This window comes from Gilliamella sp. ESL0254, assembly GCF_013344985.1.
In the GTDB taxonomy this organism is placed as follows: Bacteria; Pseudomonadota; Gammaproteobacteria; order Enterobacterales; family Orbaceae; genus Gilliamella; species Gilliamella bombicola.
The window spans coordinates 307,256-324,124 of the sequence record NZ_JAAEDU010000001.1; the positions used below are offsets into that span (position 1 = coordinate 307,256).

At 37.0% G+C, this 16,869-nt stretch carries 16 protein-coding genes and 1 riboswitch; of the genes, 7 read left to right on the forward strand and 9 right to left on the reverse strand.

Annotated elements, in window-relative coordinates:
• Window positions 1-10: 10 nt before the first annotated feature.
• From GYX25_RS01345 to yeiP, 3 genes are all read right to left on the reverse strand, one after another.
• A complete protein-coding gene (locus GYX25_RS01345; RefSeq protein WP_174786505.1) occupies window positions 11-838 on the reverse strand; it encodes an MBL fold metallo-hydrolase in 828 nt (275 codons plus the stop codon).
• Between the two features lie 261 nt (window positions 839-1,099).
• Window positions 1,100-1,996, reverse strand: coding sequence for a tRNA 2-thiocytidine(32) synthetase TtcA (ttcA, locus tag GYX25_RS01350; protein WP_091349412.1), 897 nt, complete (start codon window positions 1,994-1,996; stop codon window positions 1,100-1,102).
• A 14-nt stretch (window positions 1,997-2,010) separates the two neighbouring features.
• Complete coding sequence (yeiP, locus tag GYX25_RS01355; RefSeq protein WP_085246635.1) at window positions 2,011-2,583, reverse strand: elongation factor P-like protein YeiP; 573 nt, start codon at window positions 2,581-2,583, stop codon at window positions 2,011-2,013.
• A gap of 114 nt (window positions 2,584-2,697) precedes the next feature.
• On the opposite strand from yeiP, the gene GYX25_RS01360 reads away from it, so the two are divergent.
• Together GYX25_RS01360 and GYX25_RS01365 are read left to right on the forward strand one after the other, a co-directional pair.
• Entirely contained in the window at window positions 2,698-2,964 is a 267-nt protein-coding gene (locus tag GYX25_RS01360; protein WP_091349415.1) for a YkgJ family cysteine cluster protein, read from the forward strand.
• Between the two features lie 207 nt (window positions 2,965-3,171).
• Entirely contained in the window at window positions 3,172-4,620 is a 1,449-nt protein-coding gene (locus tag GYX25_RS01365) for an amino acid permease (protein ID WP_280642563.1), read from the forward strand.
• Between the two features lie 117 nt (window positions 4,621-4,737).
• Here the strand turns inward: GYX25_RS01365 and infA are convergent, their stop codons facing one another.
• The 6 genes from infA to bamD all read right to left on the reverse strand — a co-directional run bounded on the left by infA (window position 4,738) and on the right by bamD (window position 11,061).
• Window positions 4,738-4,956, reverse strand: coding sequence for a translation initiation factor IF-1 (infA, locus tag GYX25_RS01370; RefSeq protein ID WP_025315083.1), 219 nt, complete (start codon window positions 4,954-4,956; stop codon window positions 4,738-4,740).
• Window positions 4,957-5,185: 229 nt separating this feature from the next.
• Window positions 5,186-5,839, reverse strand: coding sequence for a nicotinate-nucleotide adenylyltransferase (nadD, locus tag GYX25_RS01375; RefSeq protein ID WP_091349419.1), 654 nt, complete (start codon window positions 5,837-5,839; stop codon window positions 5,186-5,188).
• Entirely contained in the window at window positions 5,833-6,837 is a 1,005-nt protein-coding gene (gene holA, locus GYX25_RS01380) for a DNA polymerase III subunit delta (RefSeq protein ID WP_174786506.1), read from the reverse strand. The genes nadD and holA overlap by 7 nt, the downstream gene beginning before the upstream one ends.
• 7 nt (window positions 6,838-6,844) lie before the next feature.
• Window positions 6,845-7,339 (reverse strand): LPS assembly lipoprotein LptE, encoded by a 495-nt coding sequence (gene lptE / locus GYX25_RS01385; protein WP_091349423.1) that lies wholly within the window; start codon window positions 7,337-7,339, stop codon window positions 6,845-6,847.
• Between the two features lie 35 nt (window positions 7,340-7,374).
• Complete coding sequence (gene leuS / locus GYX25_RS01390; protein ID WP_174786507.1) at window positions 7,375-9,957, reverse strand: leucine--tRNA ligase; 2,583 nt, start codon at window positions 9,955-9,957, stop codon at window positions 7,375-7,377.
• 309 nt (window positions 9,958-10,266) lie between these two features.
• On the reverse strand, window positions 10,267-11,061 hold the full coding sequence (bamD, locus tag GYX25_RS01395; protein ID WP_091349427.1) for an outer membrane protein assembly factor BamD: 795 nt from the start codon (window positions 11,059-11,061) through the stop codon (window positions 10,267-10,269).
• 92 nt (window positions 11,062-11,153) lie between these two features.
• On the opposite strand from bamD, the gene rluD reads away from it, so the two are divergent.
• The 5 genes from rluD to thiQ all read left to right on the forward strand — a co-directional run bounded on the left by rluD (window position 11,154) and on the right by thiQ (window position 16,774).
• Window positions 11,154-12,128 (forward strand): 23S rRNA pseudouridine(1911/1915/1917) synthase RluD, encoded by a 975-nt coding sequence (rluD, locus tag GYX25_RS01400; protein ID WP_091349429.1) that lies wholly within the window; start codon window positions 11,154-11,156, stop codon window positions 12,126-12,128.
• Between the two features lie 8 nt (window positions 12,129-12,136).
• On the forward strand, window positions 12,137-12,901 hold the full coding sequence (gene pgeF, locus GYX25_RS01405) for a peptidoglycan editing factor PgeF (protein ID WP_091349541.1): 765 nt from the start codon (window positions 12,137-12,139) through the stop codon (window positions 12,899-12,901).
• Between the two features lie 444 nt (window positions 12,902-13,345).
• Window positions 13,346-13,454, forward strand: a riboswitch (TPP riboswitch).
• Window positions 13,455-13,495: 41 nt separating this feature from the next.
• Window positions 13,496-14,500 (forward strand): thiamine ABC transporter substrate binding subunit, encoded by a 1,005-nt coding sequence (gene thiB, locus GYX25_RS01410; protein ID WP_174786508.1) that lies wholly within the window; start codon window positions 13,496-13,498, stop codon window positions 14,498-14,500.
• 14 nt (window positions 14,501-14,514) lie between these two features.
• Complete coding sequence (thiP, locus tag GYX25_RS01415; RefSeq protein ID WP_091349435.1) at window positions 14,515-16,092, forward strand: thiamine/thiamine pyrophosphate ABC transporter permease; 1,578 nt, start codon at window positions 14,515-14,517, stop codon at window positions 16,090-16,092.
• Window positions 16,070-16,774: a thiamine ABC transporter ATP-binding protein ThiQ gene (thiQ, locus tag GYX25_RS01420; RefSeq protein ID WP_091349437.1), complete on the forward strand. Its 705-nt coding sequence runs from the start codon at window positions 16,070-16,072 to the stop codon at window positions 16,772-16,774. Before thiP ends, thiQ begins: the two co-directional genes overlap by 23 nt.
• Window positions 16,775-16,869 lie beyond the last annotated feature (95 nt).

Below are 16,869 nucleotides of genomic sequence, written 5' to 3' on the forward strand. Positions count from 1 at the left end.
AAGTTCCCTATTAAATTATTTTTATTAAGCCGTCGTAAGCAACTTCAATATTGTAAGGTTTAAAAATCTCAACTAATTCATCGTGCATAAAGCCACTGCTGTGAGAGTGATGAGAAGTGATGAGTTGCGTACTACTATGAAAAATGCCTTCATCAAGCATTCGTTTTTGTGCCGATATTACTGATTCAATACTCATATGATTATTAGTACGATCATTTTGTTTATATCCATAAGTACACTCAAAAATCGCTAAATCGATTTTTTTACCACTATTTTTTAGCCATTGCCAAGTTAGTTCAGGGAAATATCCCGAATCATGACCGTGAAGTATGGTTTTGCCGTCTTTTTCAATTAAATAGATATAGCAAAATTCCCATTTAGCATGATTAGCCAGTAGTGGTGTAACTGTATATCCGGCCGATGTTATAACAGATTGATATGGCACTAATAAGTTGAACACAAAACGTTCATGGCTATATCCTAGTAATACATCTAAGCAACCATTGATTGCAATATCATTACCGTACACATAAAGTGGATGAGTGATATTAAATCCATAGTCCACCATACGGCTAAACAAATCCCCTACATTGAAGTGATCAGGGTGAGTATGAGTGAACAGCAGATCTTTTATTTTGGTGACATCAATATTTTCACGCATCACTTGATAGCTAAATTCTGGAGCAAAATCAATTTGCATTATGTCATCAATGACAACAGAACTACGCGTGCGTATGTTTTTTCCTTTTATAATGCGTGATTTTTCGCATATTTGGCATTTACAAAAAGGATTGGGAATACCTTCAGATGCAGCCGTTCCCAAAAATTGTAGTTTCACATTGTTCTCCTATAAGTTTAGTTTGCCATTATCGAGTTTTGTTTTATCTATTTATTAAAATTGGAACGTTTCAATTTTATTTTACGATACATAATTCTACAATAAAAAAACGTGATTTTTTACTAATGCGTGAGCAAGATCATAAATTTTAGGGAGGAGGGAATATTATCGGTGAATTAAAAAAATTCACCGATAACTTTTGAGACTGGGTTGATTTTGAAAGTTATTTAGCGGAACAATAAACTTTATTGATTGGATTAGCTATTTTGCTTCTTTCCATAAAATCATATCTTGTTCTTCAAGCTCGGAAGCATCAAAGCCAACGGTTGGCGTCATATCTTCGCGGTCAAAAGCGATATCGCCACCATTAACGGCAAGATCACCTTTTTTAATCCCTTTGAAATCAAATAAATTGGTATCACACAGATGGGATAGGGTGATGTTTTGTGTTGCTCGGAACATGGTTTCAATGCGTCCGGGGAACTTTTTATCCCATTCATTGAGCATTTCTTTAATTACTTGTCTTTGTAAGTTGGGTTGTGAACCACAAAGATTACAAGGAATAATCGGAAATTGTTTAATTTCAGCATATTTGGCGATGTCTTTTTCTTTGCAATAAGCTAGTGGTCGGATAATGATATGTTCGCCTGAGTCATTCATTAGCTTCGGTGGCATTGCTTTGAGTTTACCGCCATAGAACATATTCAAAAACAGTGTTTCTAAAATATCATCACGATGATGTCCAAGGGCAATTTTTGTTGCACCAAGCTCGGTGGCTGTGCGGTACAATATTCCACGGCGTAAGCGAGAACAAAGCGAACAGGTTGTTTTACCTTCAGGTATTTTTTCTTTAACAATACCGTAAGTGTTTTCTTGAACAATTTTATACTCAATGCCTAATGATTGCAGGTACTGTGGCAATACATGTTCAGGAAACCCCGGTTGTTTTTGATCTAAATTAACGGCTATTAAATCGAAGTTTATTGGTGCACTGATTTTCAGGTTAATAAGAATATCAAGCAAAGTATAACTATCTTTACCGCCTGATAAGCAGACCATAATACGATCACCTGCTTCGATCATATTAAAGTCAGCAATTGCCTCGCCAGTTAAGCGACGCAATCGTTTGTGTAGTTTATTTTGATTATATATATTCATTACAGTTTTATTGGTTACTCGGCACGACTCATATAACGACGTTCAGCAATATGGATTTTAACTTTTTCGTGGTTATCAATATATTCAGGAACTTGAATAACAAGTCCGGTTGATAAGGTCGCTGGTTTAGTTCGCGCACTGGCTGAAGCACCTTTAATACTTGGCGATGTTTCAACAATTTCTAGATCAACTGTTTGTGGTAATTCCAAAGCAAGCACTTCGCCATCCGCCATTAGCACCTGAATACCATTCATGCCACCTTCTGGAATAAACAGTAATTCATCTTCAATTTGCTCTTTTTTGAAGATATACGGGGTGTAATCTTCGTTATCCATAAACACATATTCATCGCCATCAATATACGAAAAACTAACAGGACGGCGTGATAGTTCAATCGTTTCGAGGATATCATCACCTTTAAAACGCTCTTCAACTTTTCCGCCATTTTTGACATCGGTAAAACGCATTTTATAAAGTGTACTTGCGCCACGAGCACTTGGACTTTGAACATCAATATCTTTAACTAGTAATAATTTACCATTATAAGTGACGGCATCGCCACGTTTTATTTCATTTGCTTTAGCCATAGTATTTATTCTTCACAATTAATAAAAGAGTTAAAAATTAGCTCGCTATTTTACCGCTAACTTGCTATTGTCACCATCAAAATTTATTCAAGCGCCTTAAATTAAAGAAAAACTATGGCAGATTTATTCAAATGCAGGCAAAACTGTGGTGCTTGTTGTATTGCACCATCGATTTCATCAATTATTCCCGGTATGCCTAAAGGGAAGCCGGCTGGTGTTGCTTGTATTCATTTAGATGATAATTATCAATGCAAATTATTTTTGCACCCATCAAGACCTGCAGTTTGTGGTCGATTGAAGCCCTGCTTCGAGATGTGTGGTAATAATCGAATACAAGCGTTAAATTATTTAACTCAATTAGAACAGCTAACTAAAGATTAAGTATTGCTTAAATTTAACAAAACAGTTCGATTATTAGAATTATTTATCTCGCACAGTATTTTTTTTGATAAACTCCCCCGCACTTCATTATTCAACGATAGATATCAATACTTTTTAAGTTTGATTGGTCGTTACATGTAGTTTTATAAGCATATTAATTTAGTGATTACTTTTATTATCAAACTTAATCTCTTTAGACAGAAGAAAATCATTATGAAAAACAAATTAAAACGAGATTTAAAAGCCCGCCATTTAGCCATGATAGCTATTGGTGGCTCGATCGGAACTGGGCTATTTGTTGCATCAGGGGCAACCGTTGCTCAGGCAGGTCCTGGAGGTGCATTGCTTTCGTATGCCATTATAGGTGTGATGGTATATTTTTTAATGACCAGCCTTGGTGAGCTAGCAGCTTATTTGCCTGTTTCAGGTACTTTTGCAACTTATGGTTCACGTTATGTCGATGAAGCCTTTGGTTTTGCCATTGGTTGGAACTATTGGTACAACTGGGCAATTACGGTTGCTGTAGACTTAGTTGCAGCTCAATTAGTTATCTCTTATTGGTTTGATGCAGGACCTTATAGTTGGTTATGGAGCTTATTATTTTTAAGCATCATCTTTTGCTTAAACTATATTTCAGTTAAAGGTTTTGGTGAAGCAGAATTTTGGTTTTCATTAATTAAAGTTGTTACGGTAATTGTTTTTATTATCGTTGGCTTATTAATGATTATTGGAATTTTTCAGGGGGCAGGAGGTGCAGGTTGGCAAAATTGGACAATTAAAGAAGCTCCTTTTGCTGGTGGATTTTCAGCAATGATTGGTGTGGCGATGGTGGTTGGATTTTCATTCCAAGGCACGGAACTTATTGGTATTGCCGCTGGTGAATCAAAAGATCCAGAAAAAAACATACCTAAAGCTATGCGCCAAGTGTTTTGGCGAATACTACTGTTTTATATCCTTGCGATTTTTGTTATCAGCATGATTATTCCTTATACCGATCCTAACTTGTTGCGTAATAACGAAACCGACATTAGCGTAAGCCCGTTTACCCTAGTATTCAAGAATGCGGGATTATTATCTGCGGCGGCATTTATGAATGCAGTGATTTTAACATCGGTATTATCAGCCGGTAACTCAGGGCTCTATGCTTCAACGCGTATGCTTTATGCTCTTGCCAAAGAAGGTAAAGCGCCTAAAATCTTTGCAAAATTATCATCGTCAGGTGTGCCTCGTGCTGCGTTGTTAGCAACAACATTTGTGGCCATGCTTTGTTTCTTAACCTCAATGTACAAAGATCAAGCTGTTTATTTATGGTTACTTAATATGTCAGGTATGACAGGCTTTATTGCTTGGCTAGGTATTGCAATTAGCCATTATCGTTTTAGAAAGGGTTACTTTATTCAAGGTAATGATGTTGATCAATTACCATATAAATCAAGCTGTTTCCCATTTGGTCCCATTTTCGCTTTTGTCTTATGCTTAATTATTACGCTTGGTCAAAATTACGAAGCTTTCTTGCAAGATACCATTGATTGGAATGGTGTTATCGCGACCTATATTGGTATCCCATTATTTTTAATGATTTACTTTGGCTACAAGATAGTTAAAAAGACAAAATGGGTTAAATATGAACAGATGGATTTTTCTAGAGAAGATTAATTCGCTAGTTTAGTTCCGATTCTTCACTTTTCCGTCGACAAATGTCGACGGATTTTTTTATTAAAAAAGAGAGAAATAAACTGTTATAGTTTTAAATAGTTTATTTTGATAACGATATTAGCGACTACGGAAGATGATACGTGCTTTAGACAGATCATAAGGGGTCATTTCAACAGTAACTTTGTCGCCAGTTAAAATACGAATATAGTTTTTTCGCATCTTACCAGAAATATGTGCAGTAACGACATGACCATTTTCAAGTTCAACACGAAACATCGTGTTTGGAAGTGTATCAAGTATAGTACCTTGCATTTCAATGTTATCTTCTTTTGCCATTGGGGCCTCTTAATAATAAATACAAATTAAATATACTCAACTGGTTTATCATGCTGCCATACTTAAGGCAGTAGTAAAACAAGAATCTGATGCTTTAATGCCATCTTATTCGTGTTTTATTTTATGATTTAGTAAAGTTAAGTATAAACACAAAAAAACTGAATTCAAAATATATAAACACAGCGGCGAAATAATGCCGAAAAAACTGCCAGATGTAAAGCCCTTTATATTATTTCTTTGCGTTATAAAGCCCTTGCTGTTGAATATAATGCCACACTTTGGGCGGCAATAGATTTTCACAGCAGGCTTGATTGTTGATATTTTGCCTGATTTCAGTCGCTGAAATATCTTCAAGTGGGGTGTGCGCAAAAAAGATATGCCCTTGCGGTAAATCATGTAAATCTTGAACGTTTTGGGTTTGATGTTCATCAATCCATTGTTTTAGTTCAATATTATCAGTATGCTCAGCATAACCGGGCCTACGGCAAATTAGCAAGTGGCAGTAATTAAGTAATGTTTTCCATTTATGCCACGTTGGTAAACTCAATAATGAATCTTGACCCATGATAAATGCTAATCCTTCACTATCCCCATTTTCTTGTCGCCATGCTCGAAGCGTTTCGATGGTGTATGAAGGGCGGGTTGATGCTTTAGGTAAAAGCTCTCTTACATCTAATGCAAATAACGGCAAATCTTCAATAGCTAATTTTATCATCGCTAAACGTTGCTCAGTACTTGCTTCAGGTTGTGGTTTATGGGGGGGAATATGATTGGGCAATAAATTAATTTGCTTTAACCCCACTTCGCTAGCTAATGAAATAGCAGGGCGAAGGTGTCCATAATGGATCGGATCAAAAGTTCCCCCTAATAACGCAGTTAACATTTATCTAATCCCATAAACTGCATTGATAAACTAAACATGGCATCCCATATCCGTGCTTGATTATCATGTTTTAAGCTGATTTCGATTTCGGTCAGTTTTGCTAGTATGCTAAACAGACTTTTTAGATCGAAACGGTTTAGATAATTGGTATAAATGGTTCTTTTGTTTTGCCAGACTTTGTACTCATCAAAGACTTGCTTTAGTGATTTTTGTTGTGAACCTTTTTTTAAATTAATCAGCAATATCAACTCACGTTGAATAATCCGCAATAAAAATAACGGTTCAAACTCATTCATCTTCAACTGTTGTAAAATATGAATAGCCCGTTTAGTTTTATTAGCAATCATTGCATCAGTCCAATGAAAGGGAGTAAATATAGCCGAATCGTTAATATTGCTTTCAACTTCATCATAAGAAATGTTTTGATCAGGATATAGCAACTTTAACTGTGCAATAATCTGTGTTAGTGCCAACAAATTACCTTCATAATAATAACAAAGCAGTTCTATTGCTTTAGGCTCAATGGTCATTTGTTGCTGTTGCAAATGATTTTTAATCCATTGCGGTAAATGTAACGTGTCAGGTGTAACACAGTTAACAACCACAAGCTTATCTGATAGTGCCTTATACCAAGCGGCATTTTCTTGCGATTTTGTGATTTTATTAAGGCTAATTACCAGTGCAATATCGGTCGTTAAAACTTCGCTTAACGTATTGAGCTTGGCGGTGATACTAGCATTTAATGCACCCTCACCAAAATCAAGAAAAATCAAGGTTTGGCTAGAGAAAAGATTCATCGCTTGACAGCTATCTAAAATCGCGGTCCAGTCGGTTTGATTATCGATCACAAACGTTAGTTGCTCATCAAATCCAGCATGAATAAAGGATTTTCGTAACTCTGTTTGGACATAATGTTGTAAATAAGGATCACTACCTACAATCAAATAATAGGGTGATCCTAATTTATGGCTAATTTGATCGGCATTAATTTTTATCATGACAACGTTAATTTACCGCATCAATCGATTTTAATTTACGGATGACTTGCTTAGCGGCTTGCTTGAACATCTCATCTTCGATCAAATCTTGCTCGACTGTTTTTGCCAATGCTTCTGATGGATTATCAAAAAACGTTCTAAATACACGAACATTGATTGGATATATCTGTTGACCTGCAATAACTACTTGTGCTTCAACAGTTAACACTAATTGATATTCGGCTGCTTTACCATCTTGATAAATTGAAATGGTATTGCGGCTTAGATTTTCACTTAGCATTCTTAATGATGGCACCGAGTTTGTAGCATTATTAGCGGTTAATGTCACTTTATTGTCGAGCAATAATTCTTTAATATTACGAGACAATCGCCCATAAGGGTCATAGCTGGTATAAGACATTGTCTTAAACCTTGTTGGGACTTCTGTCTCATGCTGTAAGTGAAATCCACATCCTGTTAAGGATATCGCTAATAACATAAATAATGCTAAATACTTTTTCATATCTATAACCGCCTAAATTTAGTTATCAAACCATCTTAACCCACAACAAGATTTAATAATTTACCCGGCACGTAAATTACTTTACGGATAGTAACGTCGCTCAAGTATTTTTGAATATTAGGTTCTTGTTTAGCTTGCGACACAACAAAATCTTGATCGGCATCAGCTGGCACTGTAAATTTACCGCGGACTTTACCGTTGATTTGCACAACAATAAGTTTTTCGTCCTCAATCATTGCTGATTGGTCAGCAACAGGCCAAGTTGTGTTATCAATCGATTCGCTATGACCTAAAGCTTGCCACATAACAAAACAAGCGTGTGGCATCATAGGGTAAAGCAAACGAATAATCGCATTTAATGCTTCACTCATGAGAGCACGATCTTGCTCGGTTTCTTGTGGTGCTTTTTGTAAGCGGTTCATAAACTCCATCACAGCGGCAATAGCGGTGTTAAACGTTTGGCGGCGTCCAATATCATCACTCACTTTCGCAATGGTTTTATGTAGCTCACGGCGTAATGATTTTTGTTCACTATCTAAGGTTGTAATATCAAGTTTAGCAGTTTGACCTTTTTGGGCATGTTCATAAACTAAACGCCATACACGTTTAATAAATCGGTTAGCACCTTCAACACCAGACTCTTGCCATTCCAATGTCATATCCGCTGGCGAAGCAAACATCATAAACAATCGAACAGTATCAGCACCATATTTTTCAACCATTTCTTGCGGGTCGATACCATTATTTTTGGATTTTGACATCTTTGTCATACCAGCATGGACTAGCTCATTGCCATGCTTGTCAACGGCTTTAGCAATGCGACCTTTTTCATCACGTTCAATAGTGACTTCGGTTGGTGAAACCCAAATGCGTTCATTGGTTGGGCTGGTGTAATAAAATGCATCGGCTAATACCATGCCTTGGCATAATAGACGTTTTGCCGGCTCATCGGACGAAACTAAACCAAAATCACGCATTAATTTATGGAAAAATCTAAAATAAAGCAAATGCATAATAGCATGTTCAATACCACCGACATATTGATCGACAGGCAACCAATAATTAGCTGCTTTTTCGTCTAACATCCCTTTGTCATAGTGTGGACAAGTATAACGGGCATAATACCAAGATGATTCCATAAAGGTGTCAAACGTATCGGTTTCACGTAGAGCAGGCTGACCGTTCACCGTGGTTTTTGCCCAGTTAGGATCGGCCTTAATTGGACTAGTTATACCGTTCATTTCGACGTCTTCTGGCAAAATAACCGGTAACTGATCTTCTGGTGTTGGAATCGTTGTACCGTCTTCAAGCGTCACCATTGGGATAGGCGCCCCCCAATAACGTTGGCGGGAAACTCCCCAATCACGCAAACGATAATTGACTTTACGTTGACCAATACCTAACGCAATTAATTTATCGGCAACAGCATTAAACGCTTGATCAAAATCCAGACCATCAAACTCGCCAGAATTAAATAATTTGCCATGCTCAGTATATGCTTTTTCAGACAAGTCTGGCGCGTTGCCGTCTTGAGTTAATATAACAGGATTAATTGGTAAATTATATTTTGAGGCAAATTCATAATCGCGCTCATCGTGCCCCGGTACGGCCATGACGGCACCAGTGCCATATTCAATTAATACAAAGTTAGCAATCCAAACAGGGACTTTTTTTCCTGTTAATGGGTGGATAGCATAAAAGCCCGTTGCAATACCTTTCTTTTCCATGGTTGCCATATCGGCTTCGGCTGTTTTGGTATTTTTACATTCAGCAACAAATTCAGCAATTTTAGGATCGTTTTTTGCTGCTAATTGTGCAAGAGGATGCTCTGCGGCAACTGAGACAAAGCTCACCCCCATTAAAGTATCAGGGCGCGTTGTATAAACGCGTAATTTATCGGCATAATTTTCAACAGAAAAATCAAACTCAACCCCTTCAGAACGACCAATCCAGTTACGTTGCATAGTTTTAACTTGCTCTGGCCAGCTCTCTAAGGTATCTAAATCATTAAGTAGCTCTTCGGCATATTCGGTGATTTTAATAAACCATTGTGGGATCTCTTTACGTTCAACGGGTGTACTACAACGCCAACAGCAACCTTCAACCACTTGCTCATTAGCAAGTACGGTTTGGTCATTTGGACACCAGTTAACTGCGGATGTTTTTTTATAAACTAGACCTTTTTCGTATAACTTGGTAAAAAACCATTGTTCCCATTTATAATATTCTGGACGGCAAGTTGTTACTTCGCGATCCCAATCATAACCGAATCCTAAAAGCTGCAATTGCTTTTTCATATAGGCAATATTTTCGTATGTCCATTTTGCAGGTGCAGTATTATTTTTAACAGCAGCCCCTTCAGCAGGTAAGCCAAACGCATCCCAACCAATTGGTTGTAGTACATTTTTACCATTTAAACGTTGGTAACGTGAAATGGTATCGCCAATGGTGTAGTTGCGAACATGACCAAGATGCAAACGCCCAGACGGGTAAGGTAGCATCGATAAGCAGTAATATTTTTCTTTTGATGGATCTTCGGTAACGTGAAAGGTTTTATTTTCTTGCCAATGTTTTTGCACAGTGGCTTCGATTTCATCTGGGCGGTATTGTTCTTGCATGACGAGTTAATGTCCTATCTATTATTGCTAATAAAAATATGTTGCTAATTGTATTGGTTATTGACACGTTTTACAAACGATATGTGAATCAAGAGTTAGTTTAAAATATGGCTATAGAGTATGAGATAATAACTTTTGTATTCCACATATTGTTTTCTCTAATATAGACAACAATGGAATTAATATTTTGTAAAGCTTCAGCTAACAATGTTCCATTTTAATTTGCTAATTAATTGCCATTTAATCAAACTTAAATAGCAATTATATTATGCAGAATTATTAATGGGTGGAAGTCAAATCTAAAACAGCCTAACCGCCATTAAAAACGCTAGTGAAGCGTGATAAAAATGAACGTTGCTCTTCTTTTGGCATGTTTTCAAGGTTAGCTTGAATTAGTTGATCGACTTTTTGTGTTTCATTGACTAACCCTAATTCATTATAAGCATTACGCATTAACAGCAACGCTTCTTTTGTTGAATCGGTATCTGGGAACGTCGATAGCATGTCAGTCACACGGTTAATTACTGCTACATAAGCGCCACGTTTAGTATAAAATTGAGCTACTTTTAGCTGATAGCGCGCTAATCGGTTTTTCAAAAATACAAGACGTTTTTGTGCATCGGCAGCGTACTGGCTACTAGGGAAGCTAGACACTAAATAGGTAAAATCCTTAAACGCAGCTGCCGCGTAATCAGCATCGCGATCTGAACGATCAACATTAAACCAACCTTGGATCATATTGTCATCTTGCGCCATATTTGAAAGGCCACGCATATAAATAACCCAGTCAATATTTTGATGTGTCGGATTCAACTTTAAAAATCGGTCAATTGAGGCAATCGCCAATGGCAAATCGGCAGACTTATAATAAGCATAAATCAAATCAAGTTGCACTTGTTGTGAATAAGGGCCAAATGGATAATTTTTATCCATGGACTCTAATACTTTAATACTGGATTTTATATTCCCATTTTCAAGCTCTGATTTAGCTTTATTGTAAAGCTCAATTTCGGGTACATTTTCAACATCTGGCTTAGAAGAAGTACAACCAATTAGCATGCCAGTTAAAGCGATAGCTAACAAAGAGTGTAAGCGCAATTTCATTCAGTTTTCAATCCAAATATAATTAAACATAAAAGGCGATGATTGGTATATAATACTCTAAAATAAAACAGCTTAAAATAGATAAATTACACATGCATGAGTTAAAATTATCAACCGAAATTGAACAACACCAATTAGGGATGCGCTTAGATCAAGCTTTGTCAGAGCTTTTCCCTGATTATTCACGATCAAGAATAAAAGATTGGATCGTCAATAATAAAGTCACTGTTAATAACAATATAGTTAATAAACCCAAAGAAAGGGTTTTAGGTGGTGAAAAAATCGCAATTAATGCCGAAATCGAAGAAGAAACCTATCACCAACCTGAAGATATAAAACTTGATATTGTTTATGAAGATGACGACATATTAGTTATCAACAAACCGCGTGATTTAGTCGTACACCCCGGTGCAGGTAATCCGGATGGTACGGTATTAAATGCTTTATTACATTATCATCCTAACATCGCGCGTGTACCGCGTGCTGGTATTGTTCATCGACTGGACAAAGATACCACAGGCCTTATGGTTGTTGCTAAAACCATTAATGCCCAAACTCATTTAGTTGATGCACTTCAACACCGCGAAATCACCCGTGAATATGAGGCAGTTGCTATGGGCATTATTACAGCAGGGGGCACAGTAGATCAACCCATCACCCGCCACCCAACCAAACGTACCCATATGGCAGTATTCCCGACCGGCAAACCTGCGGTTACACACTACCGAGTGATGGAAAAGTACCGCTTACATACCCGATTACGCTTACGCTTAGAAACAGGTCGTACTCACCAAATTCGTGTACATATGGCACATATTGCCCATCCATTAATTGGCGATCCACTTTATGGTGGGCGCCCAAGGCCGCCCAAAGGCGCAAGTGAATCGTTTATTCAAACCTTGCGTGACTTTGACCGCCAAGCATTACATGCCACCATGTTACGCCTGTATCATCCCATTACAGGAGAACTCATGCAATGGAATGCACCAATACCGCAAGACATGCAAACGTTAATTCAAGCTTTGCAAGAAGACACTGAACAGCACAAAGATGAACTAGACTGGTAACCAACATGATAAAATCGATTTACCCATATTGGACAGCACCCAAAAACGTCCATGCCCTCACCACAACACGAACAGGCGGTGTTAGTATGGCACCATTTGCGAGCTTAAATATGGGGAGTCGAACAGGCGATAATTTAGAGCACATAGCGCAAAACCGCCAGCGCCTAATACAAACCGAACAGATACCCAGCGAACCTTATTGGCTAACTCAAACCCACAGCACCATAGCGCTGGATATATCGCAAATTGCTTTACAAACAGCAACAGGCAACATTCCTAACCAAACGATAGAAGCCGACGCATCTTATACTCATCAACCCAAACAAGTGAGCGTAGTACTTACTGCCGATTGTATGCCAGTCTTGTTTTGTACAACTAATGGTGACGAAGTTGCGGCAGCACATGCCGGCTGGCGAGGATTATGTAACGGAATACTGGAAGAAACAGTCAAAAAATTTGTCTCGCCACCGTCAAACATCATCGCATGGCTTGGGCCAGCGATCAGTGCCAAAAAATTCGAAGTTGGTATTGATGTCAAGGAACAATTTGAAAAAGTCGACCGCAATGCAAAAATTGCCTTTAAATTAATCAACCCTGCTGAACAAAAATACCTAGCCGACCTTTACTTAATTGCTAAACAACGCTTACAAGCAATGGGAGTAACTAAGATTTTTGGAGGGGATTTTTGTACTTATACTGAACAAGATAAGTTTTTTTCATACCGTCGGGAAAATCAAACAGGGCGGATGGCGTCAATGATTTGGTTTGAGTAAGTTTTTTTATTTTAAAATAAAAAAAATAATAAAATCAAATATTTTTCTAACTGTTTTTTATTTGTAGATTGATTGTCAGTTATTTGTAGTGGTTTCGGACGTTTGCTGTTTGGTGATCAAAATAGTCATGAAGATTACGTTCAATTTAGGAAGTTTTTTTGCTAAAAATCAGTCAGAAAAGGTATTGATTTTATTGAAGTTTTTATTTTCATCTTTTCAAAAAAATCAATCGTTTATACGCAGTTGGGAAGGTTGCGACATCTAACAAATCAACAAGACTACGAATAGGGAACCATAATGAAAACCATTTAACCAACTAAAAAATGTCTAAAAAGATATCGAATTTAATCATATTTTTGTTTTGGTGTTTAAAAAAAAACGCAAACATACACTCTTGGTCACTTTCGTTGTTTACAATCCTCACGCTAACCTCTAAACTACTCGACGTTCTCAACGGGGTGCCCAGTAGGGCTGAGAATGTTAGATTGGCTAACATAACCCGTCGAACCTGAACTGGATCATGCCAGCGGAGGGATTTGAGTTTATTGTATCTGCTCAAACCTTTTGTCTTTTATTTGCTATTTTGGAGGCAAAATGTTTTTTAAGAATGTTTTATTACCTTTAGGCTTGTTTGCACTTTTTGTGGTCAACAATGCCAATGCTACTAGCGAAAAACCTACTTTGATTGTTTATAGTTATAATTCGTTTATTTCAGAATGGGGACCAGGTCAGGCGATTGAAAAGGGCTTTGAAGCGCAGTGCGACTGCCAACTTGAAATTGTTGCATTAGGCGATGGGGTGGCGGTTTTAAATCGAATTCGTCTTGAGGGTGATAGAACCAATGCCGATGTGATCTTAGGGTTAGACAATAACCTTTTAGATCAAGCCAAACAGGCAGGTATTGTTATTCCTCATCAAATCAGTAAGCCAAATAATTTAAATACCGACTGGTGGGATAGTAATTTTATGCCTTATGATTTTGGTTATTTTGCCTTTATTTATGATCAGCAAAAGATTAGTAACCCGCCACGCACTATGCATGAATTAGTTGATAATAAAGCCAATTGGAAGATTATTTATCAAGATCCAAGAACGAGTACACCTGGCTTAGGTTTATTATTTTGGATAAAGAATATATATGGTGATGATGCGGCATCTGCATGGCAAAAAATAGCTAACAATACTGTGACTGTGACCAAAGGTTGGAGCGAAGCTTACGGTCTATTTTTAAAAGGTGAAGCTGATTTTGTGCTTAGTTATAGCACTTCACCTGTGGCTCATATTATGAATAATAATGATCATCGTTATGCTGCGGCTATTTTTGACGAAGGTCATTATCGTCAAGTTGAAGTTGCTGGCATCACTAAGTACAGTCAGCAACCGGAGCTTGCACGTTCATTTTTGAGATATTTATTAACCCCTGAGGTACAGCGCCAATTTGCTGAAAAAAATTTCATGTATCCGATTATTAATATTCCATTACCTGACGCTTTTCAGCAAATTAAGCCAGTTGATAAAGCGCTTGAGTTTGATGCCAAGCAAGTTGAACAGAATCAAAAAGCGTGGGTACGTGAATGGAAATCCACCATTAGTAAGTAGTTTTATTTAGTCTAATGTTGAAATTAAGAACATTACTTCCTGGTTTTAGCGCTGCAAGCTTCATCTTAATTGTATTAGGCACAGCGCTATGTGCACTTTGCTTGGTCGCTATTAAGTCTAATAATTTAACTGTCTATTTTGATAGTTATTTAATGCATTTGATTTGGATAACAGTATTTCAAGCAACGCTATCGACATTATTATCTATTTTATCTGCAATAGTCATGGCGAAAGCTTTATCAATGGTCAATTTTTGGGGTAAACGGTTATTGTTACGCATAATGCCAATTACCTTCATTTTACCTACCCTTGTTGTGGTAACGGGGCTGCTGTCTGTTTACGGAAAACATGGCTTATTGGCAGGGGTGTTCAATTGTTTGGGATTACCATTTATTACATCCATTTACGGTTTAAAAGGTATATTACTTGCGCATGTGTTTCTTAATTTTCCGTATGCTTGTTGTTTATTTTACCAAACATTAAATAACGTGCCTGTCGCACACAAACAGTTAGCAACGCAGTTAAATTTTTCGAGTTTTACTTATTTTAAATTGGTTGAATGGCCGCTACTACGTCGGCAATTGTTCCCGATGGCATCGCTTATTTTTATGCTTTGTTTTTCGAGTTTTGCCATAGTATTAACGCTTGGTGGTGGACCAAAATATTCCACAATTGAAGTGGCTATTTATCAATCTATTCGTGAGTTTGATTTGATACAAGCTGTATTTTTAGCCTGTTTGCAGTTAGTTTGTTGTGTTAGTTTTATGCGGTTGATGCAAAAAACAAATTATAACAAAAGACTTAGTGTGAACTACGTTAGGCAAAATTATTGCGTGCCAGTTTCGTTTCACTTAGTGTTGTTGAGTATGTTGATTATTGTTATTGGTGGGCTATTTATTGTGCTGCCCATCATCACCATAATTATTGAAGGGATTTATTTTTTTAAGTGGTCATTTTTAACGGCAGCTTTCCAACACGCTGTTATGTTTTCGGTATTAATTGCTTTGGGATCGGCAATGATTGCTATGCTACTTGCTTTATTATTACTTTATACCAACAGTCGCCTATTGATTAACCAGCACACGCAGTGGAGCAATCGATTAATGTTAGTGGGATCGCTGATTTTAATTATTCCAAGCATGGCACTGGCATCGGGTCTGTTTTTATTGTTATTTCCCTACGCGTATAGTTCTGTATTTGTGTGTGGCTTAATTATGTTGTGTAATGGCTTAATGGCATTACCTTTTGTATTAAAAAATCTTGCCGCACCAATGTATGATGTGACCGCACGCTACTGGCAATTAACTCAATCACTCAATATTGATGGTTTGTTGCATTTTTATTTGATCGAATACAAAGCGCTAAAAAAATTAATCATTCAGAGCTTTGCTTTTTCAGCCATATTATCATTAGGTGATTTTGGTATTATTGCGTTATTTGGTGGGCAGTCAGTCATTACGTTACCCTACTATTTATATGAGCAAATATCGCATTATTATTATCAAGAAAGTACCGTAACGGCTGCATTATTGTTAATATTATCTTTTAGTTTGTTGGTTGTGATAGATTATGATCGAACTGAATCACATTAATTATCAATATGATAATTTTAAAGTACATTTTGATATTGCTATAGTAGCAAAAGAACGCGTCGTTATTGTTGGGCCTAGCGGTGCAGGTAAAAGTACTTTATTAAATTTAATTGCTGGATTTATTCATCCAAAATCGGGCGATATCATTCTTAATAAACAATACGCAAATAACTTACTTCCTGGTAAACGCCCTGTATCAATGTTGTTTCAAGATAACAATTTATTTAGTCACTTAACCGTTGAACAAAATATTGCTTTAGGACTTAAGCCATCATTAAAGTTAACGGTAGCTGAGCAACAGACTATTTGTGACATTTTAATTCAAGTAGGACTGGATGGATTTGGCAAACGATATCCAGAACAGTTATCAGGTGGGCAACGCCAGCGAGTGGCACTTGCGCGTTGTTTAATTCAGCATCGGCCTATTTTATTATTGGATGAGCCTTTTTCAGCGCTTGATCAAGCTTTACGTTATGAAATGCTAGCGCTAGTTAATCAAATTTGTGATAAGTTTAATTTAACATTAATGATGATATCGCATTACCTTGATGATTCGCTCAGTTACTTTTCGCGTTGTTTGGTTGTGGATAATGGGCAGATTGTTTTTAATGGTTTGCCAAAACAGCTAAAACAACCTGAAAATAGTCACATTGCCAAAATGTTGGGGTTTAATTTTCAATAAATAGTCGTTGTTAAGGGCTAAATAAAGGTCTTTAGCTGTCTATTTATCTATTATTCATCTAAATTAATTCACGATTATTCTTTGTTGATAACTTA